Below are 25,502 nucleotides of genomic sequence, written 5' to 3'. Positions count from 1 at the left end.
TCCGCCGCGAAAGGAGCAATCTTGGCCTCGGCCAGCTCACGCACCGTCCGCCGCAACAGCTCATGCTCCTCAGACGGCGCGTACGAGGGAAAGTCGCTCATCGTTCCTCCAGGGGTGCCGGGGGTGCGGGCCGATGTTTTGACGGCCAATATTTGGACGCCAAATTAAGCGAGCGGGCGTGCGCCGTCAAGGCGGTCGCAGGTGGTCACAGGTGGCGCAGCAGCAGGGCGAGCGCCGGGTTGTCGTTGCCGCGCCGCCAGGCCAGGCTCAGCTCCACCGGGGCCGGGTCGGGCAGCTCGACGGGCCGGAACACCACGCCCGCGTAGCGGAGGCGGGCCGCCGCCGCGGGCACGAGCGCCAGCCCCCAGCCGCAGTTGACCAGCGCGAGGATGCTGTGCACCTGGCTGAGGTACTGCGCGTACACGGGCGAGACGCGGGCCTCCCGGAACAGGCTGACCAGCAGTTCGTGGAAGTAGCGGGCCTCGACGGGCGAGTACATGAGGAACCGCCGCCCGTCGAGGTCGGCGAGGGGGACCGGGCCGTCCCCCACCGCCAGGGGATGGCCGCGCGGAACCGCGGCGAGCAGGGGCTCGCGGTCGGCGGGGCGCTCCTCCAGGTCGGGGTCGCTCACCGGCGGCCGGACGAGCCCGAGGTCGAGACCGCCCTCGGCGAGGGCGCGCACCTGATCGCGGGTGACCATCTCACGCAGCACGATCTCCACGTCCGGCAGCGCCGTCCGGGCGGCCTCCAGCACCCGGCCGAGCGTCGTGTGGGCGCTCGCGGCGGTGAAGCCGAGCGTGATCGTCCCGGCCTCGCCCGCCGACACCTGCCGGACGGACATCGCGGCGTGGTCGGCCTGCTGGAGCAGCCGGCGGGCCTCGACGAGGAACGCGCGCCCGGCCGGGGTGAGGCGCACCGAGCGGTTCGTCCGGTCGAACAGCCGCACCTTCAACTCGTTCTCCAGCAGCTGGATCTGGCGGCTGAGCGGTGGCTGCGTCATGCGCAGGCGCCGGGCCGCGCGGCCGAAGTGCAGTTCCTCGGCGACGGCCACGAAGTTCGCGAGCTGGGTGAGCGTGAACATCGATTCGCTTCGGGTATCAGTGGATACGTTATCTGTGTTGGACCTGGATCGATCGACCATCCTAGCCTCGGGGCATGAAGCAGGCCGCGCCCGACGAGATCGCCCGGCGGCTCGGGTCCGGGCTCCTGTCGTTCCCCGTCACCCACTTCCGCGACGACCTGTCGTTCGACGAGGACGCCTACCGCGAGAACATCGCCCGCCTCGGCGGACACGACGTGGCGGGCCTGTTCGCTGCGGGCGGGACGGGCGAGTTCTTCTCGCTGACGCCGGACGAGGTCGGCCGGGTCGTGCGCGCGGCGGCCGCGGAGGCGCCGGAGGGCGTTCCGGTGGTCGCGCCCGCCGGGTACGGGACGGCGGCGGCCGTGCGGATGGCCGAGGACGCCGAGCACGCGGGCGCCGACGGGATCCTGCTGTTCCCGCCCTACCTCACCGAGGCGCCGCAGGAGGGTCTGGCCGCGCACGTCCGGGCGGTGTGCCGGGCCACCCGCCTCGGGGTGACGATCTACAGCCGCGGCAACGCCGTCTACCAGGACGCGACGGTCGCCGAACTGGCCGACGCGTGCCCGAACCTCGTCGGGTTCAAGGACGGCGTCGGCGATCTGGAGCTGATGACGCGGATCCGGTCCCGTCTCGGCGACCGCCTCGTCTACGTCGGCGGGCTGCCGACCGCCGAGACGTTCGCCCTCCCCTACCGGGAGATGGGCGTCACGACGTACTCGTCGGCGATCTTCAACTTCGCCCCGGAGTTCGCGCTGGCCTTCCACGCCGCCGTCCGCGCCGGCGACCGGGAGGGCGTCCACCGGCGGCTGGCGGAGTTCGTCCTGCCGTACTGCGAGATCCGCAACCGCCGCAAGGGCTACGCGGTGAGCATCGTCAAGGCGGGCATGCGGGTCACCGGCCGGCCCGCCGGACCCGTCCGCCCTCCGCTGACGGACCTGACCGGGGACGAGACCGCACGGCTCGCGGAGCTCGTGAAGCGGGTGCGCTGAGATGACGGGCTCACCCGCCGGTGAGGCCGCCCTTGACCGGGTCGCCTGGATCGAGCTGTCGTCGGTCACGCTGCCGCTCGCCGCCCCCGTCAGCGACGCGAAGGTGCTCACCGGGCGGCAGCGCCCACTGACCGAGGTGGTGTTCCTGTTCGCCGAGATCGGCACCGAGCAGGGCCACGAGGGCATCGGCTTCGGGTACTCCAAGCGCGCCGGCGGCCCCGGCCAGTTCGCGCACGCCGCCGAGATCGCCCCGGCCGCCGTCGGCGAGGATCCGAGCGACATCGGCAGGATCGGGACGAAGCTGGCGTGGGCGGGGGCGTCGGCCGGGCGCGGCGGTCTCGCCGCGCAGGCGATCGCCGCCATCGACATCGCGCTGTGGGACCTGAAGGCCAGGCGCGCGGGCCTGCCGCTCGCCAAGCTCCTCGGCGCGCACCGCGACTCCGTCCGCTGCTACGACACCGCGGGCGGGTTCCTCAGCGCGCCGCTGGAGGAGGTGCTCGACCACGCGACCGCGTCCGCGCGGGCCGGGATCGGCGGCGTCAAGATCAAGGTCGGGCATCCCGACCACGCCGAGGACCTGCGCCGCGTCGCGGCCGTCCGGGAGAGGCTCGGCGACGGGTTCCCGCTCATGGTGGACGCCAACCAGCAGTGGGACCGGCCGGCCGCGCGCCGGATGGGACGCGCGCTGGAGGAGTTCGGCCTCACCTGGATCGAGGAGCCCCTGGACGCCCACGACGCCGAAGGCCACGCCGCGCTGGTGCGCACGCTCGACACCCCCGTCGCGACCGGGGAGATGCTGACCAGCGTCGCCGAGCACTGCGAGCTCATCGACAGGGGCGCCGCCGACGTGCTCCAGCCGGACGCTCCGCGCATCGGCGGCATCACCGGCTTCCTGAAGGTCGCCGCGCTCGCCGACCACCGGCATCTCCAGCTCGCCCCGCACTTCGCGATGGAGATCCACCTCCATCTGGCCGCCGCGTACCCGTCCGAGCCGTGGGTGGAGCACTTCGACTGGCTCGGCCCGCTGTTCGACGAGCGGCTCACCATCGAGGGCGGGCGGATGCACGTCCCGCCCCGTCCCGGTCTCGGCATCACGCTCAGCGAGCAGGCCCGCGCCTGGACGACGCGGCGGGCCCTCGTGGGGGCCCGTCCCTGACGCACACCGCCGAACGAGCTGCTGGAGCAGGGGTCGAACCTGCATGACGTGATCCAGAATCACGCATCCTGCCCTTGGATGATCCAGCACGGGTGCCCGCCGGCGGGCGGTGGCGTCCGCCCGCCGTGGGCACGGGGAGGACCGGCCGGGGGTCGTTACTCCCGCCGGTCCAGTCCAGAGCCGCACCCGGGAATCGAACCCGGTTCTGCTGGTTGGAAGCCAGCCGCCTCACCATTCAGGCCTGTGCGACGCGCGGAGCCCGAAAAAGGGCTCCGTTCGGTGGCCATCCGAGGAGTCGAACCTCGTCCTCCCGGGTTTCGACCGGGCGCTCATCCGCATGAGCCTGAAGGCCGTGGATCGGGCCGGACTCGAACCGGCATCCTCCCGCTTGCAAGGCGGGCGCTCTTCCCATTGAGCTACTGACCCCTGAGGAAAACGAAAGGCCGCCGGGATCTCTCCCTGACGGCCTCCGGCGGAGCCTGACGGCCCTATCCAGAGGCGTTTCCGATAAAGGCGGAGCCCTGACCCGCCCCGAACCCGAGGGGCTGCCGGGCCTGCCGGGCGATGGTCGTGACCATGGCCGCCGCCCCCTCTCGTCCGCTTCCGATCTTTCCCATGCCCCTATGGTGCGGGACGCCGCTCGGGCACGCAACGCTTTTTCCATGCGATCGCCCCGGGCCGTTCGGGGAGAATCGGCCCGGGGCGAGTCGGATATGCGTCACGCCGCCCCGCGGCGGCTGCGGCCGCGACCGGGGGTCAGCAACCGCCCCAGAACGCGGAACGGCAGGGTCACGACGCTGATGATCGTCCCGACAATGGCGCTGATCGCTGCGCTGATGCGGCGCATCTGGCTTCACTCCTTCGGCTCGGTCCTGACCGACCGATACCCGCCTGTGGAGTTTTACACCGGCTTTGCTCCGACAATGACGGTGGCAGAGAACCTCTCGGACGTCGCGACCGCGGCCGCGAGGCCGCCGGCCTCCACGGCGGCGACGGCGGCGACGGCCTGCCGCTCGCTCGTCTCGAACAGCAGGCGGCCGCCCGGGGCGAGCCACCGCGAGGCCCCGGCGGTGACGCGGCGCAGCACGTCGAGGCCGTCCGGCCCGCCGTCGAGCGACGAGCGCGGCTCGTGGTCGCGCGCCTCCGCCGGCATGAGCGCGACGTCCCCGGTCGGGACGTAAGGGACGTTGGCCAGCAGGACGTCGACCCGTCCGCGCAGCTCGCCCGGGACGGGGTCGAAAAGGTCGCCCTCGTGGGCCGTGCCGCCGTACGGCGCGATGTTGCCGCTGGCGCAGCGCACGGCCGCGGGCTCGATGTCGGCCGCGTGCAGGACGCACTCGCCCACACCGGAGGCGAGCGCGGCCCCGAGCGCGCCCGAACCGCAGCACAGGTCGAGGATCACCGGCTGGGGAGGCGCGAGGGCGTGGGCCCGCCGGACGAGGAACTCGGTGCGGGGCCGGGGCACGAAGACCCCAGGTCCGACCGCGATCCGCAGCCCGCAGAACATCGCCCAGCCGAGGACGTGCTCGAGCGGCTCGCCGGCCGTGCGCCGCTCCACCATGGCGGCGGCTTCGCCGGGGGTGCGGGCGGTGGAGAGGATGAGCCGCGCCTCGTCCTCGGCGAACACGCAGCCGGCGGCCCGGAGGGTGGAGACGATGGCGGGCTCGGTGAAGGGTTCTGTCATAGGAGTCCGCAACTTTATCCGGACACCGCGACGTTCCGCGCGTTCGCGGCATCGCCGGCCCAGCGCGACAATGGAGCATCGTCCAGGAGCCGGGGGGCAGGAGTGTCGGACAGATCGGATCTGAGGGCCGACTGCGCCAGCTGCTTCGGCCTGTGCTGCGTGGCGCTGCCGTTCGCCAGGTCCGCCGACTTCGCCATGGACAAGGACGCGGGCGAGCCCTGCCGCAACCTCCTGGCCGACTTCCGCTGCGGCATCCACGCCGACCTCCGGCGGAACGGTTTCCCGGGCTGCACGGTCTTCGACTGTTTCGGCGCCGGTCAGAAGGTGTCGCGGAAGACCTTCTCCGGCCGGGACTGGCGCGGGGACCCGGAGGTCGCGCGCCGCATGTTCGCGGTGTTCCCCGTCATGCGGCAGCTCCACGAGCTGCTCTGGTACCTGGACCAGGCCGCGGCGATGCCGTCCTCCGGCCCGATCCGCGACGAACTGCGGCGGGCGTCCGGCGAGATCGACCGCCTCACAGGGGGCGGCCCCGGCGAACTCGCCGAGGTGGACGTCCAGGCCGTCCGGGAGAGGGTGAACGGACTGCTGTCGCGGGCGGGAGAGCTCGCCAGGGCCGGTGTCCCCGTACGCGGGAAGAACCGGCGGGGGGCGGATCTGATGGGGGCGAGGCTCAAGGGGGCCGACCTGCGCGGCGCCGATCTGCGCGGCGCGTACCTGATCGCCGCCGACCTGCGGGGCGCGGACCTGCGGGTCGCGGACGTGACCGGGGCTGACCTGCGGGACGCCGATCTGCGCGGCGCCGACCTCACCGGGTGCCTCTTCCTGACCCAGGCGCAACTCGACTCGGCGCGCGGCGACGCGGCGACACGCCTGCCGCCTGCCCTGGCGCGGCCCGCGCACTGGATGACTCCCACGGCCTGATCTTGTTTAGCCGCCCCGTCAAGGGGCATTCCCGCCTCCCAAAGGGCATTTTCCGCAGCGCACGTCGTCGGGGGGTCGCGTGGTGCGGGTCACATGGTGGGGCACGGGCGCCGTGGCGCTCGTGCTGCTGGTCCTCGGCGCCGGGCTTCCCCTGTTCGACCGGGCCCTCGGGACCCGCGGGCAGCCGCTGGCGCCCGGCACGGTGGTGTCGGTCGGGACGGAGCGCGACGGCGTCCGCCCGGTGACGTTCTCGGTCACCTCTCCCGGGTGGGTGCTGAACCGGGGCGCCACCTCCCTCGCCAGCAGCGCCGAACTGCTCAGCGGCGACGTGGTCTTCGATCTCAGCGTGGTGGTCCCGCTGGGCTCGGCGGACGCGCGGGCGCTGTGGGGCGGCCTCGGGCGCATCGTCGCCGCGGGCGGGCGCACGCGCCTCGGGACGGGGCCCGTCCCGTTCACGACCGCGCAGGGCCTGACCGGGCTGACGGGACGGCTCGCCGGGCGCGAGCGCGTCGGCACGGCGACCGTCTTCGCCAAGGGGACGCTCGGCGCGGCGGTCACGGCGACGGGCCCGCCGCAGACCTTCGGCGACGCGGCCCCGCAGGTCGAGGCGATGGTGCGGTCGATCCGGATCACGGCGCCATGGGGATGACCCGCGGCGGCCTGGCGTCCCGTCCCGCGTTCTGGCTGTGGGCGGCGGCGTGCCTGCTCGGCGCCTGGATCGCGCTGCGCGGGATCGGCGCGCACGTCGCGGCGTTCCCCGGCGGCGCGATCGCCGGGGTGGTGCTGCTCGCGCCGGCGCTGGCCGGCGGGGTGTGGTCGGTGCGGCGGTTGCATCCCGTCCGCTCGCCGCCGCTCGGCTACGCGCTGATCGCGGTGGCCTGGGGCGGGCTGGCCGCGTTCGGGACGGCGCTGCCCGCCAACGCGGCGTTCCAGGCGATCGTCGGGAAGACGGCGGGGCCGGGCTTCAACGCGGCGTGGGGCGCGTCGATCGCCGCTCCGGTGGACGAGGAGATCCTGAAGCTGCTCGGCGTCGCGGCGCTGGCGCTGATGGCGCCGGCCGCGGTCCGCGGGCCGCTGGACGGCTGGAGCTACGGCGCGCTGTCGGGGCTGGGCTTCCAGTTCGCGGAGAACTTCCTGTACGTCCTGAACACGATCGTCCTGACGGGCGCCACGCACGACGCGAACGCGGCGTTCTTCTCGTTCGGCACCCGGGTGGTCTGCGGGGCCTGGTGGAGCCACTGGGCGATGACCGCGGTCGGCGGCGCGGGCCTCGGCCTCCTGATCGGGCGGGCCTCCAGAACGCACCTGACCGCCGCGGTGAGCGCGTTCGTCCTGGCGATGGCGCTGCACTCGTGGTGGGACGCCCCCGTCCTGTCCGGGCTGGCGCTGATGCCGGTGAAGGGCGCGCCGATCCTGGTCGCGGCGGTCGTCGCCTACCGCCTGTCCAGGCGCCGCTACCTCTCGCACTTCCGCCGCACGGTGCACGCCGAGACGAGGAACGGCGTCCTCGTGCCGGGCGAGGGCCATGTGCTCGCGTTCCGCAAGTGGCGCAGGAAGGAGGAGTGGGGCGTGCCGGCCGGGGAGTCGCGCCGGCTGCTGGAGCGGCTCCGGGCCGCCGAACTCGCCCTCATCGAGGACGGCCTCGGCGGCCTGGAACCGGACCCGCTGGCCGCCGAGCGGCTGCGCACCGATATCCGCGCCCTGCGGGGCGACCTCAAGGCGTCCGGCGCGAACGTGCGCGTGGCCTGACGGCCAGGACGCAGGCGCAGACGGCCGCGCAGACGGCCGCGGCGACGAACAGCGCGTAGGCCGGGTCGCGGGAGCCGTCCCCCGCGCCGACCGTCGCGAACGCCCCCATGATCGCGACACCGAGGGTGGCGCCGAGCTGCCGGACGGCGTTCAGCAGGCCCCCCGCCGCGCCCGCCGCGCCCTCGGGGGCCGCGGCGACGACCATCGTCGCGAGCGCGGGCAGCGCGAACGACACGCCGAAGCCGGTGCACAGCAGGCCAGCGACGAGCGGCGGGTAGGACGCGCCGCCCAGCAGCACGGCGCCGAACAGCACTCCCCCGGCGGTCAGCAGGCCGAGGCCCGCGAGGACGGGGCGGCGCGGACCGGTCCGCGCGACGATGCGCCCGGTGAGCAGCGGGTTGAACGCGAACGGCAGGGTCATCGGCAGGAACGCCAGGCCGGTCTGGAGCGGCGTCAGCCCGAGGGCCTGCCGGAACACCAGCGGCAGCACGAACAGCACGCCGGTCATGACGAAGTTGACCGCGGCGCCGGCGGCCAGCGCGGCGGGCATCCCGGGCGCCCGCAGCACCGCCGGGACCAGGACCGGCGCCCCGCTCCCGCGCTCGCGGACCGCGAACGCCGCGCCGGCCGCGACCGCGCCGGCCGCCGAGACGGCCGCGTGGACACCCGACCCGCTCCCGAGGGCGATGAGGGCGTCGGTCAGGAGCCCCAGCGCCGCGCACGCGAGGAGCTGGGCCGCCGCGTCGAGGCGGCGGGTTCCGCGCGGGCAGCGCACGGCCCGTCCCGCCGCGAGCGCGAGGACGGCGGCGGCGAGCGGAACGTTGACCAGGAAGATCGCGCGCCAGCCGGCGAGGCCGACCAGGGCGCCGCCCGCGACGGGCCCGGCCGCGAGCGCGGCGCCGCTGGTCGCCGCCCACGTCGCCACGGCCCGGGCGCGCTCGGCGGGCGCGGGGTACAGGCGGACGATCATCGCCATGGACGCGGGCACGCAGGCCGCGGCGGCGGCGCCGAGGAGCGCGCGCAGCGCGACGAGCGTCCACAGGTCCGGTGCCGCGGCGCACAGCAGCGACCCGGCGCCGAAGGCCGCGACGCCCGCACGGAAGACGCGGTGCGCGCCGTACCGGTCGGCGACGGCGCCCGCCGACAGCAGCAGCGCCCCGAACACGACGGTGTAGCCGGTGACGGCCCACTGCAGGCCCGCGACCGTCCCGTGCAGCGAGTCGGCCAGGTCGGGTTCGGCCACCGACAGGACCGTCGTGTCGAGCAGCACCATGAAGTAGCCGAGTGAGATGCCGAACAGGGCGGGGCCGCGTCTCCTGGGGGCCGCGTCCGCCGGTGCGGGTGAGAGAACCGAGCTCATGGCGCCCCAGTCTGGGAATCCGCGCGGCCGGGCTCCACCGGCGGAGCCGCACGCCGCGTTCGGAATATCCGAACGGACGGCCCCTGTTGCCACCGGCATGGAACTGCGCCAGCTGCGGACGTTCGAGGCCGTCCTCACCCACCGGACCGTCACCGACGCCGCCAACGCGCTCGGCCTCGCGCCGTCGTCGGTGTCGGAGCAGATCCGCGCGCTGGAGGCGTCGCTGGGCGTCCCGCTGTTCCACCGCGGCCCGAAGGGCATGCGGCCGACCGAGGCGGGCGAGCGGATGCGCGGATGGGCGCGGCGCCTGCTGCGGCAGGCCGAGGAGGCCCGCCGCGAGGTGACCGGGGAGCAGCCGGTGCTGCGGCTCGGCGCGCTGGAGTCGATCGCCGCCGCGCACGTCCCCGGCGTCCTGGCCAGGCTCGCCGAGCGGCGGCCGGGGCTGCGGGTCGAGGTCCGGTCGGACGCGGCCCGCGACCAGCTCCTGGACGCGGTCGCCGCCGGGGACCTGGAGGCCGCGCTGCTGCTGGACGCCGGCGAGGACGTGGGCGGCCTCGGTTTCACGCCGCCGCCGGCGCCGCTGGACTTCGTCGACGTGGAGCCGGTACCGCTCGCCCTCGTCGCCGCGCCGGACCACCCTCTCGCCGGGGCGCCGCACCTGGCCGCCGGTGACCTGCGCGGCGAGAGGCTGCTGGTCAACGTGCCGGCGTGCTCGTTCTGGATGGCCGGCGAGCGGCTCCTCGGCTCCGCCGTCGAGCGGGTCAGGGCGGGCAGCGTCACCGTGATGGCGTCCTGGGCCGAGCAGGGCCTCGGAGTCGCGCTGCTCCCCGAATTCGCCGTCCGCGACCGGCTGGCGGCCGGAACCCTCACCCGGCTCGCGTTCGACGCCCCCGACCTCGGCCTTCGCCTCGTCTGGCGGGCCGACCGGGAGGCCGTCCCCGGCATGCGGGAGGTCCTCTACGCGGCCAGTGCCTGACCGACCGCACCGCCGCCGCGCGGCGTTTGCCCCCACCCGCCCCGGGTAGCCGCCCAGGGGGAGATCATTGTTCGGCCGGGGAGCACGCTATGGCAGGACGAAACGGGCGCGGAACCGCGAAGGCCGAGCGGGTGCAGAAGCTCTTCTGGGGGGTCAACGACCGGCTCGGGTCCACCGAGTTCCTGGACCGGAACATCCGCAAGGCGTTCCCCAAGCACTGGTCGTTCCTGCTCGGCGAGATCGCGCTCTACTCGTTCGTCGTCCTCGTGCTCACCGGCGTCTACCTGACGCTGTTCTTCCACCCGAGCGGCAGGGAGATCGTCTACGACGGCTCGTACGGCCCGCTGAAGGGCGTCAGGGTGAGCGAGGCGTACGCCTCCACCCTGCACCTGTCGTTCGACGTGCGGGGCGGGCTGCTGATGCGGCAGATCCACCACTGGGCGGCGAACGTCTTCGTCGCCGCGATCTGCGTCCACCTCATGCGGATCTTCTTCACCGGGGCGTTCCGCAAGCCGCGGGAGATCAACTGGGTGATCGGCACGACGCTGTTCGTGCTGGCCGTCGCCGAGGGGTTCGCCGGGTACTCGCTGCCGGACGACCTGCTGTCGGGCACCGGCCTGCGGATCTTCCAGGGCATCCTGCTGTCGGTCCCGCTCGCCGGGACGTACGCGGGCCTGTGGGCCTTCGGCGGGGAGTTCCCCTCCGCGGAGGAGTTCATCCCGCGGCTGTTCACGGTGCACATCCTGCTCGTCCCCGGAATCCTGCTGGCCCTGATCACCGCGCACCTGATGATCCTCTGGCACCAGACCCACACGATCTTTCCGGGCAGGGGGCGGCGGGAGCGGGCGGTGACCGGGGAGCCGACCTTCCCGCACTTCGCCGCGCAGAGCACGGCCTACTTCCTCTACACGTTCGGCGTCCTGGCCGGACTGGCGGCGTTCTTCCAGATCAACCCGGTCTGGCTGTACGGCCCCTACGACCCGGACCAGGTGTCGTTCGGCTCCCAGCCCGACTGGTACGTCGGGTTCCTCGAAGGCTCGCTGCGCATCATGCCGCCCCTGTCCACGACCGTCGCCGGGTACACCGTCTCCTGGAACGTGCTGGTCCCGGCCGTCCTCCTGCCCGGGGTGTTCTTCACGCTCATCGGCCTGTACCCGTTCGTGGAGCGCTGGGCCACGGGGGACGAGCGCCTGCACCACCTGCTGGACCGGCCGCGCAACGCCGCCACCAGGACCGCGATCGGCGCCGCCGCCATCGCCTGGTACGGCGACCTGCTGGCGGCCGGCGGCAACGACTACGTCTCCGCGACCTTCAAGATCCCGCTGTTCTGGACGACCTGGTTCTTCCGCGCCGGGTTCTTCGTCCTCCCGATCGCGGCCTTCGTCGTCACCCGCCGCGTCTGCCTGAGCCTGCAGCGCCGCGACCTGCGGACGCGCGAGGAGGGCGTGGAGAGCGGCCTGATCTCGCTGACGCCGGACGGGGGGTTCCGGGAACGGCGCGAGCGGCCGTCCGAGGAGGCCGAGGCGCTGCTGGAGGCCCGGCGGCCGGGCGAGCTGGTCGCGCCCTACCCGCACCACATGATCCCGCTGCCGACGCCGGACCGGGCCCGTACGCAGCTCCGGACCCGCGCCAACCGCTTCTACCTCGACTACCAGGCCGAGTCGCACGGCGGCGGCCAGGGCGACCTGCGGAAGGACTCCTCGGAGGACGGCCACGGCGAGTGACCGGCGCGCCCCTCAGCCGGACCATCCCGGCGGGGGAAGCGCCGGCTCGGCCGCCTGCGGCGGTTCCTTCGGCGGGTAGTGCAGGTCGAACGCGGGGCGCGAGGAACGGATGTGCGGCATCGCGGTGAAGTTGTGGCGGGGAGGCGGGCAGGAGGTCGCCCACTCCAGCGACCCGCCCGCGCCCCACGGGTCGTCGGTCTCGACGCGCTCGGCGTGCCGCCAGGACCACAGCACGTTCCACAGGAACGCGAACGTCGAGGCGCCCAGGACGAACGAGCCGATCGACGAGACGAGGTTCAGCGTCGCGAACTGGTCGGGGTAGTCGGCGTAGCGGCGCGGCATGCCTTCGGCGCCCAGCCAGTGCTGGACGAGGAAGGTGGTGTGGAACCCGGCGAACAGCGTCCAGAAGTGGATCTTCCCCCAGGTCTCGTTCAGCATCCGTCCGGTCATCTTCGGCCACCAGAAGTAGAACCCGCCGAACATCGCGAACACCACGGTGCCGAACAGGACGTAGTGCAGGTGGGCGACGACGAAGAAGGAGTCGGTGAGGTGGAAGTCCATGGGGGGCGAGGCGAGGATGACCCCCGTCAGACCGCCGAACAGGAACGTCACCAGGAACCCGACCGCGAACAGCATGGGGGTCTCGAAGGTCAGGTGCCCCTTCCAGAGCGTCCCGACCCAGTTGAAGAACTTCAGGCCGGTCGGCACGGCGATCATGAACGAGGTGATGGAGAAGAACGGCAGCAGCACGCCGCCGGTGGCGAACATGTGGTGCGCCCAGACCGTCATCGACAGCCCGGTGATCGCGATGGTGGCTCCGACCATGCCGAGGTAGCCGAACAGCGGCTTGCGGCTGAACACCGGGATGATCTCGGTGACGATGCCGAAGAACGGCAGGGCCGCGATGTAGACCTCGGGATGGCCGAAGAACCAGAACAGGTGCTGCCAGAGCAGCGCGCCGCCGTTGGCGGGGTTGTAGATGTGGGCGCCCAGCCTGCGGTCGGCCTCCAGCGCGAACAGCGCCGCGGTCAGCACCGGGAAGGCGATGAGGACCATCAGGCTGGTCAGCAGCACGTTCCAGGTGAAGATCGGCAGCCGGAACATCACCATGCCCGGGGCACGCATCGCGATGATCGTGGTGATCATGTTCACCGACGTCAGGATCGTCCCGAGGCCGGACAGGATCAGCCCCATGGCCCACATGTCGCCGCCCTGGCCGGGCGAGTACGTCTGGGCGGACAGCGGGGTGTAGGCGAACCAGCCGAACGCGGGGGCGCCGCCCGGCATGACGAACGAGGCCAGCACCATGAGGGCGCCGAACAGGAACAGGTAGTAGGTGAGCGCGTTCATCCGCGGGAAGGCCACGTCCGGCGCCCCGATCTGCAGCGGGACCAGCACGTTGGCGAACCCGGCGAACAGCGGGGTGGCGAACAGCAGCATCATGATCGTGCCGTGGACGGTGAACAGCTCGTTGTAGGCGTGGTTGCTCACCACCTGCCTGCCGGGCTCCAGCAACTCGGCCCGCATCACCATGGCCATCAGCCCGGCGGCGAGGAACATCGCGAACGACGTCCCGAGATAGAGGTGGCCGACCATCTTGTGGTCGGTCGTCGCCAGCACATGGCCGACCCTCGTTCCCTTGCGATGCCGCGCGAGCGCGTCGGCGACGCTGGTCTCCTGCCGCCCCTGGACGGTCGTCATCCACCCCTCCCCCCACGTCCGACCCCATCCGGCCACTTGCCGCGCACACCGGTTTCAAACGCGGCGTGAAGGGACCCGGGCCATGGCGCGGTGCTCCATGGCAAGAGCGCCGAAAGGCGTGAACCGCAAATCCACGGGCCGATGGCCTGGGGATCGTGCGAGGGATGAAGGCGCGAACTTCGGGAAGGCGCACCGGAAAGGCACGTTCAAAGGAGCGCCCCCCGGTGCGAAACGAGAAGCTCACCCCTCGGGCCCGCGAGCCCGCCGAACCCGCGCGCGTGCAGGACGTCGACAGGCGGGCAGGTGTCGCGGCCGCACGGGACGAGGCCGCCCGCGCGCTCGACCGGCTGGACGCCGCGCGCAGGAGGACGGCGCGGGCGCGCCGCAGGACCGGCGCCGGCACGCCGCCGCCCGCGGACGAGCAGAGGCTCGCGGAAGCCGCGCACGCGCTGGCGGAGGCCGCACGCGAACTCGCCCGGCTCGTCCGCGACCACGCCCCGCGGCCCGCCACCGGAGCGGCGACCGGGGAACGGACCGGGCGCCCGGTCGGCGACGGGCCGCTCGTGACGCTCGACCTGGCCCACCGCGTCGGGCCCGGCTGGCGGCTGTACCAGTTCTCGACCGCGGACCGGGACGCCCACCGCTGGCATCTGCGGCACGACGGGCACGCCACCGGGATCGTGACGCACGTCCTGAACCTGCGCGGCCACAGGGCGGGCTGGGAGGCCCACGACGCCCGCGGGTTCCGGCTGCGCCCGGAACCGGGGCCGGACGCCTACCCGCCCGCCGCGCCCTCCCTGTGGTCGACCAGGACGGCGGCGGTCCGCGCCGTCGCGCAGGCCCACCGCTGCCCCTGACGGCCGGCGCGGACGTTTCGCCCCAACCGCCCGGGTAGGGCCGCCTGCGACGGAGTCGGTCCCACCGGAGGAGCACGATGAAGGCTGTCACCTGGCACGGCAAGCGCGACGTCCGCGTCGACGAGGTTCCCGACCCGGAGATCAAGGAGTCGAACGACGCGGTCATCCGGGTCACCTCGACCGGCATCTGCGGTTCGGACCTGCACCTGTACGAGGTGCTCGGGCCGTTCATGAGCGAGGGCGACGTCCTCGGCCACGAGCCGATCGGCGTCGTCGAGGAGACCGGGCCGGACGTCACGCACGTCAAGCCCGGCGACCGCGTGGTCATCCCGTTCAACATCTCGTGCGGGCACTGCCACATGTGCGGCCTCGGGCTGTACGCCCAGTGCGAGACGACGCAGGTCCGCGAACAGGGCACGGGCGCGGCGCTGTTCGGCTACACGCGGCTGTACGGGCAGGTGCCGGGCGGGCAGGCCGAGTACCTGCGGGTGCCGCAGGCCCAGTTCGGGCCGATCAAGGTGCCGGAGGGGCCACCGGACGAGCGGTTCGTCTACCTGTCGGACGTGCTGCCCACTTCCTGGCAGGCGGTGGCCTTCGCCGAGATCCCCGAGGGCGGCTCGGTCACCGTGCTCGGGCTCGGCCCGATCGGGCAGATGTCGGCCCGCGTCGCCCGGCATCTCGGCCACCGGGTGATCGCGGTCGACCTCGTCCCGGAGCGGCTGGAGATGGCGCGCCGGCACGGCGTCGAGGTGATCGACGCCGCCGACGCCGACGACGTGCCGGACGCGGTCCGGCAGCTCACCGGGGGGCGCGGCACCGACTCGGTGATCGACGCGGTCGGGATGGAGGCGCACGGATCCCCCGGCGCCAAGCTCGCGCAGGCCCTCGCCGGGCTCATGCCGGGCGACTCCGCCGCGCCGCTCATGACGCGCGTCGGGGTGGACCGGCTCGCGGCGCTCACCACCGCCGTCGAGGTGGTGCGGAGGGCCGGGACGATCTCCATCAGCGGCGTGTACGGCGGCATGACGGACCCGCTGCCGATGATGCGGATGTTCGACAAGGGCATCACCCTGCGGATGGGCCAGGCCCACGTCAAGCGCTGGATCGACGATCTGATGCCGCTCGTCGCCGACGACGCCGACCCGCTCGGCGTGATGGACCTCGCCACGCACCGCTGGCCGCTGGAGAAGGCGCCGCAGGCGTACGAGATGTTCCAGAAGAAGCGGGACGGCGCCATCAAGGTGCTGCTGCGGCCGGGCACGTGAAGCCGCCCGCGAGGTGATCGCGGACCGGGGCCGCCCGCCCTAGGCTTTCCGGCACGTCTTCGGGCGTGCCGATGACCGAGGCTCTGGAGGTGGACCCGATGCACCCGTTCCGCGCCGCCATTGAGACAGGCGACCTGGACGCCCTCCCGGCGCTGCTGGCCGAGGACGTGACGTTCCTCAGCCCGGTGGCGTTCGCGCCGTACGAGGGACGTGCGACGGCCACCGCGATCCTGCGCGCGGTGACCCGGGTCTTCTCCGACTTCCGCTACGTCCGCGAGATCGCCGACGGCCGCGACCACGCGCTGGTGTTCAAGGCGCGCGTCGGCGACCGCGAGGTGCACGGCTGCGACTTCCTGCATCACGACGACGCCGGGCTCATCGACGAGTTCTGCGTCATGGTCCGGCCGCTGTCGGGCGCGCAGGCGCTCTCGGACGCGATGGCGGTGCAGTTCGAGACCGTCAGACGCGAAATGGGCCTCACCTGACACCCGAATCCCACCAGGCGTTCCCGAACTGCACACGGGTCTCCTTCAGGCGCTCAGGGGCGGGGGGAGGGGGGCATCCTCGGCGCGGCGGCCTTCGTGCTCCAGGCGCGTCAGCCTGGCCGAGGTGAGGGCGGCGCGGAACAGCTGGAGGCCGCGCGCGGAGCTGGGGTCGACGCCGGACAGGTCCCGGATGCGGTCCAGGCGGTAGTGCAGGGTGCGGCGGTGGATCCACAGCTCCCGCGCGGCGCGCTCGCGGTCGAGGTTGCAGGCGAGCAGGACCTCCAGCGTCCGCCGCAGGTCGGTTCCGGCGTCGAGCGGGAACAGCACGGCGGCGAGCCGGCCGCGGATCGCGGGCTGCCCGAGGATCGCCAGCTCGACGAGCAGTTCGTCGGCCCGGTAGGGGCGGTCCTCGGCGTCCGGGATCGCCTTGGCGATCGTCAGGACGCGGGAGGCCTCCTCCAGCGCGGCCGGGATGTCGGCGATGCCGCGCCGGTAGGACTCGGCGGCGTGCACCGGGCCGCGCGAGCGGGCGGCGAGGCCCGCGGTGAATTCGGCGGCCAGGTTCTCGGCGTGCAGCGGTTCGGCGGCGGGGAACAGCACGACGAGCCCTGCCGGATCACCGGAGTACAGCACGCCCTCCCAGGACTCCAGGCGCTCGCTCTCCCGCTGCCAGTCCTCTGCCGCGAGCGCGGGTGCCTCGCACCGAAGGACGAGGTAGGCGGGCGCGAGACGGACGCCGGCCGCGTCGGCGATGGCGCCGGCGGGCGCGCCGTCGATCAGGGTCTCGGCGAGGAGCCGGCGCAGCGGGCGCGACCTCGTCCCCTCGCGGGGCGCCTCCGCGTAGCCCTGGATGCAGGCCTTCCGGGCGCCGGTGGCGAGCCGGGCCGCGTGCGCGGTCAGCTCGGCCATCTCGGTGAAGCAGCCGGGCGGCGCGACCGTCCAGCAGGACCGCGCCGCGGCGGCGAGGGCCAGGTCCCACGCCTCCGACAGCACCGGCAGCGGGATCGCCTGCCGGGCCGCGAGGACGCCGAGGTCGCGGAAGCGCCCGCGGTCGTCCTCGGGGAGGGGGGACCGGCGCAGGACGAGGCCGAGAAGCCGGGCGCAGGTCTCCCGGCGCCCGCCGAACATCGGCCCCGCCGCACGCCTGATCGGCTGGTAGGCGGGATGGCCGTGCAGCGCCTCCCGGATCGCCGTGGCGACCCGCGGGCAGTGCGCGGCGAGGACTTCCGGGAGGCCGCCGGAAACGGTCATCGACGGTCCTCCCTAGGCCACGGCCAGCGGGAACCTCGGCAGATGGCCGACGGTCCCGTCGACCACCCGGTGCAGCTCCCGGACGCAGTCCGGATCGCCGCCCAGCATGTCGAGCAGGCCGTGGGCGCGGTCGATCAGCGGCGCGACGGAGGCGGCGTAGGACTCGGCGATCTCCTCGTCGAGCATCCAGGAGGCCATCTCGGCGCGCGCGGCGGCCGAGTGGCGGGCGGAGGCGTGCAGCGCGAGGGCCTCGCGGCGCCGCGCGGGGGGCAGCTCGGCCAGCAGGTGGACGAGCAGGTACGTGGCGGTGCCGGCGGCGAGGTCCTCGTGCCGCCCGGAGGCGAGGTCGCGCTGGTCGTCGACGAGCCGGCGCAGCACGCCGAGCGCGCGGCCGTACGCCCGCCAGCCCGCGGCCCTGTGGTCGTCCGCTCCGGCGAGGCGCGCCGCCGAGGCCGCGGCCATCGCGTAGGGCGCGCCGGTCTTGCCCTCGTAGCCGCGCAGCACTGACTCGGGGGTCGCGTTCGGGGCCCGCTCGGCGAGGTCGCGGAGCTGCCCGTCGACGGCGTCCAGCCAGGCGCGCGAAAGCTCGTCCGCGAGCGCGGCGCGCACGGCGGCGCCGACGGGCATCCCGGCGATGAGCCGGCCGGGCAGCTGGCCGCCGACGGCCAGCGCGGTGAGCACCCTCCCGCCGGTGGCGGCCCCCGCGGGCGGCGCGCCGGCGGCGCCGGTGAGGTCGTCCAGACAGCGGGCCGACGCCCACCAGAGCAGGTGCAGCACGGCGACGGGCATGGCGGGGCCCGGCTCGCCGGTCTCCGCCCCGTGCACCAGCAGCGGCAGCGTGATCATTCCCTGCACGCCGGGGCGCGGGTCCTCGGCCCGGAGGAGGTCGAAGAACTCGACGAGGAACTCCGACATGGCGCCCCCGACCATCTCGCGCCCCTCCTCCACGCCCATCGCGAGGCCCTCGGCGAGCATCTCGCACAACCGCGCCATCTCCGTCTCGACCTCGGCGATCGCCCGTTCCTGGGCGGCCCTCCCGAACACTCCTTCGTCCACGTGCCAACTCCTCTGCTGCGGGGTGTCGCGGGCCGGGCCGGCGCCGCCGTCCGGCTCGATCCCGGCGCCGTCGGGGACGCCGGCTCACGGAATCGATCGCTGGCGGACCCGGCCATGCGCGTTTCCTGATTTCTCTGGCCCAACGCTCGTCGGTCCGCGCCGGAAACGGCGTCGGACACCCTTCCGGGGAAGGGCGGATAAACCGACCGGACGGCCGTCATCTTGCTACAGAAATGCGGGTTGCTGAACTGCACCCCCGGGCAGTCCGGGGCGCGCCGGGCTGCCCGGTCCGGCAACCGGCGCACCGCGGACCCACCGCGCACCTGGCGCCCACTGCCCTGGAAACCGCATGTCAGCGTCCGCTTGCACGAGGCGCCCCGGCGGCGGGCGGCACCGACCGCGCACGTCACCCGCCCCTCGGGAGATCGAGCGCCGCGCGTTTTCGCCTGATCATCGCCGCACATTCTCGGGACGATCACACAAGGTATATTTTCAGATGAGAATTCAATTGCCCGGACCGACGGCGTTCCTGTGATGTTGCCCACAATTAATTGGCAGAATGCGGCCAATGCGGCGGGGCCCGGCGCGGCGGCTCGCGTGAGCGTCCGCCGCACCGGGCCCCGTCCCCCGATCCGTCCCGCCCGTGAGCGGGAGGCCGGCCCCCGGCCGCGGGATCAGGCCGGCACGTGCGCCTTCTTGCGGGTCCAGTGCCGGTGCGCCGCGACCGCCTCGACCATCTTGGCGGGGAAGTCTCCGCCCGCCCCGCGCCCGGTGACGACCCCGGCCTCGGTGACGGTGGCACCGTCGGAGAACCGCACACCGTCGATGCCGGCGCGCTCCAGCAGGCCGATGCCCTCGTCGAGCGCGCCGATCGCCTTGCAGTGCACGAACGCCTCGGCGACGAAGTGCACGGCGTCGCCGTCCTGCGCCAGCGCCCGCACGCTCTGCTCGCCGCCCGGAACGAGGACCGCGTCATAGAGGACGGACGCGACGGTCGGCATCGCGCGGGTCACCTCGATCTGGCCGCCGTTGGCCGCCTGCACGAAGCCGTCCTTCGCGGCGAGGACCTCGACCACCGCCCCGCCCTCGGTGAGCGCGTCGCCGACCGCCGCGACGGCCGCCGAGTCGGCGCCGTCCGCCACCAGCACCGCGATCTTGCGGCCCTGGACGGAGTCCGCGCGCGCGTTCGCCTGGCTCAGCGCGGGCGAGGTGCGGCCGTGGTTGGCCGTCGCCGCCTCCTGCGGCGGCTCCACCCCGACGCCCTCGGCGACCAGGACGGCGAGGTCGTGGTCGACGCGGTTGAGCTGCTGGATGACGCCCTCCCGGATGTGCCGGTGGTCGCACTTGCCGAGCTCGAACCGGAAGGCGCCGACGATGTGCTCCTTCTCCCAGTCGGCCATGCTGTTCCAGAACAGGGTGGCCTGCGAGTAGTGGTCGGCGAAGCTCTCGCTGCGCTTGCGGATCTTGTCGCCGTCCACCCGCTCCTGGTAGTGGGTGTAGGAGCCCTCGCCGCCGACCGCCGGGCAGCCCCCCGACAGCGAGTTCTTGTGGTAGCTCGCCCGCCCCTGGTGGATGTCCGTCTGGTGGTAGCCGTCGCGGTGGTGGTTGCGGACCGGGGCGACGGGCCGGTTCACGGGGATCTGCGGGAAGTTCGGCCCACCGAGCCGGATCAGCTGCGTGTCCAGATAGGAGAACAGCCGCGCCTGCAGCAGCGGATCGTTGGTGAAGTCGATGCCGGGCACGACGTTGCCGAGGTGGAAGGCGACCTGCTCGGTCTCGGCGAAGAAGTTGTCGGGGTTGCGGTCGAGCACCAGCGTGCCGACCGGCCGCACGGGCACCCGCTCCTCCGGAATGATCTTGGTCGGGTCGAGCAGGTCGAAGTCGAACGCGTGCTCGTCCTCCTCCGGGACGAGCTGGACGCCGAACTCGTACTCGGGAAAGGCACCGGCCTCGATCCGCTCCCACAGGTCGGCCCGGTTGAAGTCGGGATTCTTCCCCGCGATCTTCTGGGTCTCGTCCCAGGCGAGCGAGTGGGTACCGAGCTTGGGCTTCCAGTGGAACTTCACGAACGTCGCGCGCCCCTGGGCGTTCACGAGCCGGAAAGTGTGGACGCCGAAGCCCTCCATCATCGCGTAACTGCGCGGCAGCGCCCGGTCCGACATGAGCCACATCATCATGTGCATGGTCTCGGGCTGGAGTTGCACGAAGTCCCAGAGGGTGTCGTGCGCGGAGGACGCCTGCGGGATCTCGCTCGCCGGCTCGGGCTTCACCGCGTGCACGAAGTCGGGGAACTTGATGCCGTCCTGGATGAAGAAGACCGGCATGTTATTACCGACGAGGTCGAAATTGCCCTGTCGCGTGTAGAACTTCGTGGCGAAGCCGCGAACGTCCCGGACCGTGTCGGCGGAGCCGCGGGACCCGGCGACGGTGGAGAACCGCACGAACACCGGCGTCGTCAGCGACGTGTCGGTCAGGAATTCGGCCGTCGTGTACTCGGCGAGGGACTCGTGCAGCGTGAAATGGCCGTAGGCGCCCGAACCGCGCGCGTGCACGACCCGCTCGGGAATCCGCTCGTGGTCGAAATGGGTGATCTTCTCGCGCAGATGGAAATCCTCCATCAGCGACGGCCCGCGCTCCCCCGCGGAGAGCGAGTTGTCGGTGTCATCGACCCGGATCCCCTGGTCGGTGGTGAGCTTCGCCCCTTCCGGGCTCACCCTCCGATGCTCCAGTTGCTCCTGTTTCCGGTCGTCGCGGCCGGTGGGGTCGCCCATGCTCTGGCTCCTCAGGTGATGACTCGGTGGTGGTGACTGCGCGCGTGATGTGGCGGCTACCCCGAGATCTCCGCGGCATGCGTCGTTTGACCGGAACTTGGGTCCTGTTCCGCGCGGCCCGGTACCGGGCCGCGCGGACGGGCGGCCGCGGCTTGTCAGGCGGCTGACAAAGGCCGCCGAGGACGGTGGAGCCGGGTGAGTGTCGCGCGTCACGCCGCATGCCTAGGTTGAGACGACCGGGCCCTGCGCCCGCTCCAGCACGGGGATGGGAGGTGTCACCGTGGCGACGGCCTACGACGACGCGGACTCCGGGCCACCGGTCCTCGACGGCCTGGCGGACGAGCCGTGGCGGGACGTCCCGGCGGAGGAGGCGCGCTGGATGCGCCCCCGCCTGCCCGGTCTGCTCGGCGTCATGGTCGAGGGCGTGCTGCGTCACGTCCCCGAGTACGACAGGCCGGGCGACGCGGCCTACTGGCGGGTCGCCGAGGCGGCCGTCGCCAAGGCGATGGAGCACTTCGTGCAGATGATCGCGGACCCGGACACCTCGTGGAAGGAGGTGTACCAGGTCTACTTCGATGTCGGCTACGGCGAGGCCATGGAGGGCCGCAGCCTGGAGCACCTGCAGAACGCGATGCGGGTCGGGTCGCGGCTCGCATGGCGGCACCTGGCGGTCGAGGCCGAGCGGCTGGGCCGCCCTCCCGCGCTGGTCAGCCTGCTCGCCGAGGCGAACTTCGCCTATCTGGACGCGCTGGCCTCGGCCGCGGCGCACGGCTACGCCCGCGCCCGGGAGAAGGCCGCGGGGGAACGCGAGCAGCGCCGCGGCCGGCTGCTGACCCTGCTGCTGTCGGACCCGCCGGCGCCGCCCGAGGTCGTCCGCGAGCAGTCGGCCCGGGCCGGCTGGCCGCTGCCGCGCCGGCTGGCGGTGATCGTGCTGCGAGCGCGGCCGGGCAGCGGCGGGGAGGGCCCGGCCGGGCTCCCGCCGGCCCTGCTGACCGGGCTCGACCACGGCCGCCCCTGCCTGGTCATGCCGGACCCCGACGGCCCCGGGCGTCTCGACGAGCTGGCCGCGACGCTCGCCGGCTGGACGGGCGGGGTCGGCCCGTCGGTGCCCGCGGAGGAGGCCGGGACGTCGCTGCTGTGGGCGCGGCGCGCCCTCGACCTGGCGCCGCCCGGCCCGGCCGGGCCCGCCCCCGGCGGGGCCGGGCGGCGCTCGCGGCGTGGCGGGCTGCTCGTGCGGGCCGAGGAGCACCTGCCCGGCCTGCTGCTGCGCGAGGGCGCCACGCTCGCCGCGATCGTGGCCTCCCGGCGGCTGGCCCCGCTGGACGCGGCGGGCCCGCGGCAGGGCCGGCGGCTCGCGGTGACGCTGCTGGAGTGCATGAAGCACGGCTTCAACGCCACCGGCGCGGCCGAGGTCCTCTGCGTGCATCCCCAGACCGTCCGGTACCGGCTGGCGCAACTCCACGAAATGTTCGGCTTCGACATCGAGGACCCGGAGATCCGGCTGGAGATGATGCTGCTCCTGCACACCTGGATCCAGCGCCGCGGCACCTGACGCACGCCCTTCTTTCCGCGCTCCCCGCGCGTCCCGCCACCATGCGCGCCCCCGGAATCCGCTACGGTCAAGGTCGCCGCGTCGGCGAGGGGAAGGAAGACACAGAACACATGGCCGAGAAGGTCATTCGGGTGGACGACATCGACGGCTCCGAAGGGGCCGATGTCGCAAAGCGGGACTTCGAAGTCCTGGACCGGACGTTCACGATCGACTTGAACGATGACAACTACAAGCGGCTGAACGAGATGCTGGACGCCCTCGCGCCCTTCATCGAGAACGCCGCCGAGGTGAAGCCGGCCGGGAAGGGCCGCAAGTCACGCACCGCGAAGATCAAGGGCTACACGAACGGCGATGTCCGTGCGTGGGCATTGCGTGAGGACATCGAAGTCTCCGAACGTGGCAAGATATCGGATGAGGTCTATGCTGCATTCATCGAGGCACATCCGGACGCCAAGCCGGACGCATAGCTAGAGGGAGTCCCCGCATGGCACAGAAGGTCGAAGTCCTTCTCGTGGACGACATCGACGGTGGAGAGGCTGACGAGACCGTCAGCTTTTCCCTCGACGGCACGTCTTATGAGATCGACCTGAGCAAGAAGAACGCCGCCAAGCTCCGCAGCGGCCTGGAGCCGTTCGTGGCCGGCGCCCGCAAGGCGCGCAAGGCCGCCGGCCGGGGCGGTCGCGGGACGCGCACCGCGGGCAGCCGCGAGCGCTCCGCCGAGATTCGCGAGTGGGCGAAGAACCGCGGCATCAAGGTCAATGAGCGGGGCCGTATCCCCGCCAATGTGATCGAGCAGTACGAAGCCGCGCACTAGCGGCCGCCGCGGCCGGCGATGTTCCGGCGCGCGGCGAGGGGCCGGGGCGGATTTATCCACGCCCCGGCCCTCTTGCGTGCGCATCGGGCAAATCTTCCCCCCATTGCGGGAGAGAATGCCAGTAATGGTGCGAGACAACACAATAGGCTGGCGCCGGGGGCGACGGCGGAGGGGGCGGCCCGTTGACACGCGTGACGCGGCGGGACAGGGTCCGGTACTGGTTCGACCGGACGATGTCGAAGGGAACGCCCGCTCTCATCGGCTGGCTCGGGCTGGCGTCCGGGGCGCTGGTGCTCGTGGTGGCGACCGCGGCGGTCGTGATCGCGCCCGCCGACAGCCGGTCCAACGGCCACTGGCCCGGCATGGTCTGGCGCAGCCTGCTGCGCACGCTCGATCCCGGGACGATGGGAGGCGACACCGGCACCGCGCCGTTCCTCGGCCTGATGCTGGTCTCGACCATCGGCGGGATCTTCATCGTCAGCTCCCTGATCGGGGTGCTCACCACCGGCCTGGAATCGAAGATCACCGAGTTGCGCAAGGGCCGGTCGCGGATCGTCGAGCACGACCACACGGTGCTGCTCGGCTGGTCCGAGCAGGTCTTCACCGTGGTGGCGGAGCTGGTGGAGGCCAACCAGAGCCGGCGCAGGTCGTGCGTCGCGATCCTCGCCGACCGCGACAAGGTCGAGATGGAGGACGCCATCCGCGCCCGGGTCGGCGACCCCGGCCACACCCGGATCGTGTGCCGCACCGGCGACCCGCTGAAGGTCGCGGACGTGGAGCTGGTCAGCCCCGGCACCGCGCGGGCCATCATGGTGGTCACGCCGGAGGCCGAGGAGTCCGACGCCCGCGTCATCAAGGTTCTGCTGTCGCTCGGCGCCCGCTCCTGGGGGCGGCACCGCCCGCACGTGGTGGCCGCCGTGCACGACTCGGCGAACCTGCCGGCCGCCCGGCTCGCGGGCGGTCCCGCCGCGCACGTCATCGACGCCGACGACGTGGCGATCCGGCTGATCGTCCAGTCGCACCGCCAGTCGGGCCTGTCGCAGGTCTGCACCGACCTGCTGGACTTCGCCGGGCACGAGTTCTACATGCGCGCCGAGCCGGCCCTGGCGGGCATGCCGTTCGGCGCCTCGCTGTCGGCCTACGACCTCGGCGTCCCGGCCGGGCTGCGGCGGGCGGACGGGACCGTGCTGCTGAACCCGCCGATGGACACCGCGATCCGCGCCGACGACGAGGTCATCGTCCTGGCGGAGGACGACCTGCTGATCCGGCTGGCCACCGGACCCGCGCCGCCCGTCCGGGAGGCGGCGATCACCACGGCGACCGCCCGGCCCCCGGTGGCCGAGCGCACGCTGATGCTCGGCTGGAACCACCGCGCACCGAAGATCATCGAGCTGCTGGACGAGTTCCTCGCCCCGGACTCGGCGCTGGTCGTGGCCGCGCCGCGCGAGGACCCGACCGGGGCGCTGCCCCCGGCGGCCAACCTCAAGATCGGCTTCGTCCGGGCGGAGCCGACCGAGCGTCCGGCGCTGGAGTCCCTCGACCTCGGCTCCTTCCAGCGCGTCATCGTGCTGTCGGACGCCCGGCAGGACCGGGAGCACGCCGACGCCCGCACGCTCGTCACGCTGCTGCACCTGCGCGACATCGAGGACGGGCTCGGCGACCCCTTCGCCATCGTCAGCGAGATCAACGACGACGCCAACCGGGAGATCGCCCAGGTCACCAAGGCCGACGACTTCGTGGTCAGCGAGAAGCTGATCAGTCTGATGCTGACCCAGCTGAGCGAGAACCGGCACCTGTACGAGGTGTTCGCCGACCTGCTCGACCCGGCCGGCTCGGAGATCTACCTCAAGCCGGCCTGCGACTACCTGGCGCCGGGCGCCGAGGCCGACTTCGCGACGCTCATCGAGTCGGCGCGGCGGCGCGGCGAGGTCGCGCTCGGCTACCGCCTGACGGAGCGGTTCCACGAGCCGCCCGGCTACGGGGTGGTGCTGAACCCGGCCAAGACGGCGCCGCTGACGCTGTCAGCCGACGACCGCGTCATCGTGCTCGCCGAGAACTGAGCGGGGCCCGCGGGTGCCGAGAGGGCCGCGTGCGGCTTTCCGGGGGCCCG

General features: G+C 73.1%; 22 protein-coding genes and 3 tRNA genes. 14 read left to right on the top strand and 11 right to left on the bottom strand.

Annotated elements, in window-relative coordinates:
- Positions 1 to 205: 205 nt before the first annotated feature.
- Positions 206 to 1,081, bottom strand: a complete 876-nt coding sequence (locus AB0H37_RS28145; protein WP_360616310.1) for a LysR substrate-binding domain-containing protein — start codon at positions 1,079 to 1,081, stop codon at positions 206 to 208.
- A gap of 74 nt (positions 1,082 to 1,155) precedes the next feature.
- On the opposite strand from AB0H37_RS28145, the gene kdgD reads away from it, so the two are divergent.
- Positions 1,156 to 2,070, top strand: coding sequence for a 5-dehydro-4-deoxyglucarate dehydratase (kdgD, locus tag AB0H37_RS28140; RefSeq protein WP_360616309.1), 915 nt, complete (start codon positions 1,156 to 1,158; stop codon positions 2,068 to 2,070).
- Position 2,071: 1 nt separating this feature from the next.
- Positions 2,072 to 3,226 (top strand): mandelate racemase/muconate lactonizing enzyme family protein, encoded by a 1,155-nt coding sequence (locus tag AB0H37_RS28135; protein ID WP_329092826.1) that lies wholly within the window; start codon positions 2,072 to 2,074, stop codon positions 3,224 to 3,226.
- An 18-nt stretch (positions 3,227 to 3,244) separates the two neighbouring features.
- Here the strand turns inward: AB0H37_RS28135 and AB0H37_RS28130 are convergent.
- The 5 genes from AB0H37_RS28130 to AB0H37_RS28110 form a co-directional block, all read right to left on the bottom strand.
- Positions 3,245 to 3,315: transfer RNA gene (locus tag AB0H37_RS28130), tRNA-Gln, on the bottom strand.
- Positions 3,316 to 3,404: 89 nt separating this feature from the next.
- Positions 3,405 to 3,476 (bottom strand) — tRNA-Gly (locus tag AB0H37_RS28125).
- A 103-nt stretch (positions 3,477 to 3,579) separates the two neighbouring features.
- A tRNA-Ala gene (locus AB0H37_RS28120) sits at positions 3,580 to 3,652 on the bottom strand.
- A gap of 292 nt (positions 3,653 to 3,944) precedes the next feature.
- A complete protein-coding gene (locus AB0H37_RS28115; protein WP_258939140.1) occupies positions 3,945 to 4,073 on the bottom strand; it encodes an LPFR motif small protein in 129 nt (42 codons plus the stop codon).
- A 54-nt stretch (positions 4,074 to 4,127) separates the two neighbouring features.
- Entirely contained in the window at positions 4,128 to 4,910 is a 783-nt protein-coding gene (locus AB0H37_RS28110) for a putative protein N(5)-glutamine methyltransferase (protein WP_329092832.1), read from the bottom strand.
- 102 nt (positions 4,911 to 5,012) lie between these two features.
- On the opposite strand from AB0H37_RS28110, the gene AB0H37_RS28105 reads away from it, so the two are divergent.
- The 3 genes from AB0H37_RS28105 (at position 5,013) to AB0H37_RS28095 (ending at position 7,580) form a co-directional block, all read left to right on the top strand.
- On the top strand, positions 5,013 to 5,831 hold the full coding sequence (locus AB0H37_RS28105) for a pentapeptide repeat-containing protein (RefSeq protein WP_360616308.1): 819 nt from the start codon (positions 5,013 to 5,015) through the stop codon (positions 5,829 to 5,831).
- 79 nt (positions 5,832 to 5,910) lie between these two features.
- Complete coding sequence (locus AB0H37_RS28100; RefSeq protein WP_179834024.1) at positions 5,911 to 6,480, top strand: hypothetical protein; 570 nt, start codon at positions 5,911 to 5,913, stop codon at positions 6,478 to 6,480.
- Positions 6,471 to 7,580 (top strand): PrsW family glutamic-type intramembrane protease, encoded by a 1,110-nt coding sequence (locus AB0H37_RS28095; protein WP_360616307.1) that lies wholly within the window; start codon positions 6,471 to 6,473, stop codon positions 7,578 to 7,580. Before AB0H37_RS28100 ends, AB0H37_RS28095 begins: the two co-directional genes overlap by 10 nt.
- On the opposite strand, the gene AB0H37_RS28090 is transcribed toward AB0H37_RS28095, so the two are convergent.
- Positions 7,546 to 8,940, bottom strand: a complete 1,395-nt coding sequence (locus AB0H37_RS28090; RefSeq protein WP_360616306.1) for an MFS transporter — start codon at positions 8,938 to 8,940, stop codon at positions 7,546 to 7,548. The genes AB0H37_RS28095 and AB0H37_RS28090 overlap by 35 nt on opposite strands.
- A 97-nt stretch (positions 8,941 to 9,037) precedes the next feature.
- Here AB0H37_RS28090 and AB0H37_RS28085 point away from each other — a divergent pair, with 97 nt between their 5' ends.
- Together AB0H37_RS28085 and AB0H37_RS28080 are read left to right on the top strand one after the other, a co-directional pair.
- On the top strand, positions 9,038 to 9,916 hold the full coding sequence (locus AB0H37_RS28085; RefSeq protein ID WP_360616305.1) for a LysR family transcriptional regulator: 879 nt from the start codon (positions 9,038 to 9,040) through the stop codon (positions 9,914 to 9,916).
- A gap of 89 nt (positions 9,917 to 10,005) precedes the next feature.
- Positions 10,006 to 11,640 (top strand): ubiquinol-cytochrome c reductase cytochrome b subunit, encoded by a 1,635-nt coding sequence (locus AB0H37_RS28080; RefSeq protein WP_179834021.1) that lies wholly within the window; start codon positions 10,006 to 10,008, stop codon positions 11,638 to 11,640.
- A 12-nt stretch (positions 11,641 to 11,652) separates the two neighbouring features.
- Here the strand turns inward: AB0H37_RS28080 and ctaD are convergent, their stop codons facing one another.
- Complete coding sequence (gene ctaD, locus AB0H37_RS28075; RefSeq protein WP_329092845.1) at positions 11,653 to 13,341, bottom strand: cytochrome c oxidase subunit I; 1,689 nt, start codon at positions 13,339 to 13,341, stop codon at positions 11,653 to 11,655.
- Positions 13,342 to 13,565: 224 nt separating this feature from the next.
- Here ctaD and AB0H37_RS28070 point away from each other — a divergent pair, with 224 nt between their 5' ends.
- The 3 genes from AB0H37_RS28070 to AB0H37_RS28060 all read left to right on the top strand — a co-directional run bounded on the left by AB0H37_RS28070 (position 13,566) and on the right by AB0H37_RS28060 (position 15,948).
- On the top strand, positions 13,566 to 14,198 hold the full coding sequence (locus tag AB0H37_RS28070) for a hypothetical protein (protein WP_329092847.1): 633 nt from the start codon (positions 13,566 to 13,568) through the stop codon (positions 14,196 to 14,198).
- A gap of 77 nt (positions 14,199 to 14,275) precedes the next feature.
- Positions 14,276 to 15,463: a zinc-dependent alcohol dehydrogenase gene (locus tag AB0H37_RS28065; RefSeq protein ID WP_360616304.1), complete on the top strand. Its 1,188-nt coding sequence runs from the start codon at positions 14,276 to 14,278 to the stop codon at positions 15,461 to 15,463.
- Positions 15,464 to 15,561: 98 nt separating this feature from the next.
- A complete protein-coding gene (locus tag AB0H37_RS28060) occupies positions 15,562 to 15,948 on the top strand; it encodes a nuclear transport factor 2 family protein (protein WP_329098309.1) in 387 nt (128 codons plus the stop codon).
- A gap of 45 nt (positions 15,949 to 15,993) precedes the next feature.
- On the opposite strand, the gene AB0H37_RS28055 is transcribed toward AB0H37_RS28060, so the two are convergent.
- The 3 genes from AB0H37_RS28055 to AB0H37_RS28045 all read right to left on the bottom strand — a co-directional run bounded on the left by AB0H37_RS28055 (position 15,994) and on the right by AB0H37_RS28045 (position 21,026).
- The gene (locus AB0H37_RS28055; RefSeq protein WP_360616303.1) at positions 15,994 to 17,199 is read right to left on the bottom strand and encodes a helix-turn-helix domain-containing protein; all 1,206 of its coding nucleotides are present in this window, start codon (positions 17,197 to 17,199) and stop codon (positions 15,994 to 15,996) included.
- Positions 17,200 to 17,211: 12 nt separating this feature from the next.
- Positions 17,212 to 18,255: a polyprenyl synthetase family protein gene (locus tag AB0H37_RS28050; RefSeq protein WP_360616302.1), complete on the bottom strand. Its 1,044-nt coding sequence runs from the start codon at positions 18,253 to 18,255 to the stop codon at positions 17,212 to 17,214.
- 674 nt (positions 18,256 to 18,929) lie between these two features.
- Positions 18,930 to 21,026, bottom strand: a complete 2,097-nt coding sequence (locus AB0H37_RS28045; RefSeq protein WP_329092854.1) for a catalase — start codon at positions 21,024 to 21,026, stop codon at positions 18,930 to 18,932.
- 280 nt (positions 21,027 to 21,306) lie between these two features.
- Between AB0H37_RS28045 and AB0H37_RS28040 the strand changes: the two genes are divergently transcribed.
- The 4 genes from AB0H37_RS28040 (at position 21,307) to AB0H37_RS28025 (ending at position 25,452) form a co-directional block, all read left to right on the top strand.
- A complete protein-coding gene (locus AB0H37_RS28040; RefSeq protein ID WP_329092856.1) occupies positions 21,307 to 22,578 on the top strand; it encodes a helix-turn-helix domain-containing protein in 1,272 nt (423 codons plus the stop codon).
- A 110-nt stretch (positions 22,579 to 22,688) separates the two neighbouring features.
- Positions 22,689 to 23,045 (top strand): Lsr2 family protein, encoded by a 357-nt coding sequence (locus tag AB0H37_RS28035; RefSeq protein WP_089312171.1) that lies wholly within the window; start codon positions 22,689 to 22,691, stop codon positions 23,043 to 23,045.
- 17 nt (positions 23,046 to 23,062) lie between these two features.
- Positions 23,063 to 23,392, top strand: a complete 330-nt coding sequence (locus tag AB0H37_RS28030) for an Lsr2 family protein (RefSeq protein WP_179834013.1) — start codon at positions 23,063 to 23,065, stop codon at positions 23,390 to 23,392.
- 191 nt (positions 23,393 to 23,583) lie between these two features.
- A complete protein-coding gene (locus AB0H37_RS28025) occupies positions 23,584 to 25,452 on the top strand; it encodes a potassium transporter TrkA (protein WP_360616316.1) in 1,869 nt (622 codons plus the stop codon).
- The last annotated feature ends 50 nt before the right edge of the window (positions 25,453 to 25,502 follow it).

The sequence above is a fragment of the Actinomadura sp. NPDC023710 genome, from assembly GCF_040639875.1.
Lineage (GTDB): Bacteria > Actinomycetota > Actinomycetes > Streptosporangiales > Streptosporangiaceae > Spirillospora > Spirillospora citrea.
Note: the sequence above shows the minus strand (reverse complement) of the source record. Positions and strands in the feature narration are given on the sequence as shown.

Coding starts and splice junctions, on each gene's coding strand:
- AB0H37_RS28145 (WP_360616310.1), bottom strand. CDS start 1,081: ATGTTCACGCTCACCCAGCTCGCGAACTTCGTGGCCGTCGCCGAGGAA.
- kdgD (WP_360616309.1), top strand. CDS start 1,156: ATGAAGCAGGCCGCGCCCGACGAGATCGCCCGGCGGCTCGGGTCCGGG.
- AB0H37_RS28135 (WP_329092826.1), top strand. CDS start 2,072: ATGACGGGCTCACCCGCCGGTGAGGCCGCCCTTGACCGGGTCGCCTGG.
- AB0H37_RS28115 (WP_258939140.1), bottom strand. CDS start 4,073: ATGCGCCGCATCAGCGCAGCGATCAGCGCCATTGTCGGGACGATCATC.
- AB0H37_RS28110 (WP_329092832.1), bottom strand. CDS start 4,910: ATGACAGAACCCTTCACCGAGCCCGCCATCGTCTCCACCCTCCGGGCC.
- AB0H37_RS28095 (WP_360616307.1), top strand. CDS start 6,471: ATGGGGATGACCCGCGGCGGCCTGGCGTCCCGTCCCGCGTTCTGGCTG.
- AB0H37_RS28090 (WP_360616306.1), bottom strand. CDS start 8,940: ATGAGCTCGGTTCTCTCACCCGCACCGGCGGACGCGGCCCCCAGGAGA.
- AB0H37_RS28085 (WP_360616305.1), top strand. CDS start 9,038: ATGGAACTGCGCCAGCTGCGGACGTTCGAGGCCGTCCTCACCCACCGG.
- AB0H37_RS28080 (WP_179834021.1), top strand. CDS start 10,006: ATGGCAGGACGAAACGGGCGCGGAACCGCGAAGGCCGAGCGGGTGCAG.
- ctaD (WP_329092845.1), bottom strand. CDS start 13,341: ATGACGACCGTCCAGGGGCGGCAGGAGACCAGCGTCGCCGACGCGCTC.
- AB0H37_RS28065 (WP_360616304.1), top strand. CDS start 14,276: ATGAAGGCTGTCACCTGGCACGGCAAGCGCGACGTCCGCGTCGACGAG.
- AB0H37_RS28060 (WP_329098309.1), top strand. CDS start 15,562: ATGCACCCGTTCCGCGCCGCCATTGAGACAGGCGACCTGGACGCCCTC.
- AB0H37_RS28055 (WP_360616303.1), bottom strand. CDS start 17,199: ATGACCGTTTCCGGCGGCCTCCCGGAAGTCCTCGCCGCGCACTGCCCG.
- AB0H37_RS28045 (WP_329092854.1), bottom strand. CDS start 21,026: ATGGGCGACCCCACCGGCCGCGACGACCGGAAACAGGAGCAACTGGAG.
- AB0H37_RS28035 (WP_089312171.1), top strand. CDS start 22,689: ATGGCCGAGAAGGTCATTCGGGTGGACGACATCGACGGCTCCGAAGGG.
- AB0H37_RS28030 (WP_179834013.1), top strand. CDS start 23,063: ATGGCACAGAAGGTCGAAGTCCTTCTCGTGGACGACATCGACGGTGGA.